The following is a 1637-nucleotide window of genomic DNA, read 5'->3' on the forward strand; positions in this document are numbered from 1 at the left end:
AGGGCGCCCACCTCGATCGGATCGCCCAACGGCGTGCCGGTGCCATGGCATTCGATGTAGTCCACGTCCTGGCCGCGCAGCCCGGCTTCCGCCAGCGCCCGCGTGATGACGGCCTCTTGAGCGCCGCCATTCGGCGCCGTCATCGTCGCGCTGCGTCCGTCCTGGTTCACCGCCGTTCCGCGGATCACCGCCAGAATAGCGTCGCCATCGGCCTCCGCGTCGCTGAGGCGCTTCAGCACCACCGCACCGACGCCTTCGCCGCGGCAATAGCCGTCCGCAGCCTCATCAAAGGCCGCGCTTCGTCCTGACAGGGATAGCATGTTGGCGGCACAGCAACCGACGAAGGTGCGGTGATGCATCATGACATTCACCCCGCCCGCGACGGCAACGGCGCAATCGCCACTCCGCAGTTTCTCAACCGCCAGATCGACCGCCACCAGAGAAGAAGAACAGGCGGTATCCAGCGTCATGCTCGGCCCGGTCAGCCCCAACAGATAGGACATGCGGTTGGAAATAATCGAGGATGAAACGCCCGCGCCGAAGAACGGGTTGTGTGCCTCTTTTTCGCCGGTGACAATCATCCAATCCTGATTCGCCACGCCGACAAAGACGCCGATTGCCGCACCGCGCAGCCGCGGTTTTTCATAGCCGGCGGAAGAGAACGCTTCATAAGTGACCTCCAACAGCAAACGCTGATGGGGATCCATCACCCGCGCCTCTCCTTTGGAAATACCGAAGAATTCATAGTCGAAGCTTTCCGCCTTGCTCATGAAGGCGCCCCGACGCGTGTAGCTGCGCCCGACGGCATTCGGATCCGGATCGTACACTTCGTCGATATCAAAGCGGGAAGCCGGGATGTCGCTGACGCAGTCCGTGCCGGCCAGCAGCATCTGCCAGAACTCTTCCGGCGAATAGACCTCGCCCGGCAACCGGCAGGCGCTGCCGATAATGGCGATCGGCTCTTCCGTTCTCTGCCGCACCGCCGCCACCGCCGCAGGCTCCGGCCGACCGTTGCCCTCCCCGGCGGCGACCTGCGCCGCCAGCGCCTCGGCCATCTCCGCGATGCTTGGGTGGTTGAGTGCGAACACGCTGCCCAGCGACACGCCCAACGCTTTGCTGAGTGCCTGCGCAAGAACCACCGCGCCCAAAGAGTCTAAACCGCTGGCCATCAGCGGCTCATCATCCGCCACCGGCCTGCCGACCGCCTCGGCCGCCGCCCGGCGCACCAGCGCCAGCAGATCCTGAGCCGGCCGGGCCGCCGTCCGTTCAACGGCCGCGCGCTCCCGCCGCTGCAGTTTGAAGCGCGATACCAGCGGCATGTCCAGCACCGTGCGCGCCCAGTCGATCGGCGACACGCACACCGTGCCCGCATGCCCCGACGCCAGCAGCCGCTCAAGCACCGCCCGGCCCAGCGCATTGCCGATCACCCCAAAGCCGGCCGCTTCGGCGCGACGCACCGCGTCATGCCGTACCGCCATGCCCGCGTCCGACCACGCGCCCCACTGAACGGACAGCACCCGCTCGCCTGCCTGCGACCAGCGCTGCGCCAGCGCATCCAGCCCCGCGTTGGCCGCCGCATAGCTCGCCTGCCCCGCCGACCCGAAGGTGGCCGCCGCCGAGGAGTACAGCACCATAAA

1 protein-coding gene is annotated in these 1637 nt (G+C 67.0%); it reads right to left on the minus strand.

Features of this window, described 5'->3' with window-relative positions:
• The coding region (locus ACJ8IM_RS25125; protein ID WP_442516258.1) for a beta-ketoacyl synthase N-terminal-like domain-containing protein at positions 1 to 1637 on the minus strand (1637 nt) is incomplete at both ends.

Origin of the sequence: Serratia sp. CY33525, from assembly GCF_052169115.1 — a bacterium.
Lineage (GTDB): Bacteria > Pseudomonadota > Gammaproteobacteria > Enterobacterales > Enterobacteriaceae > Serratia > Serratia sarumanii.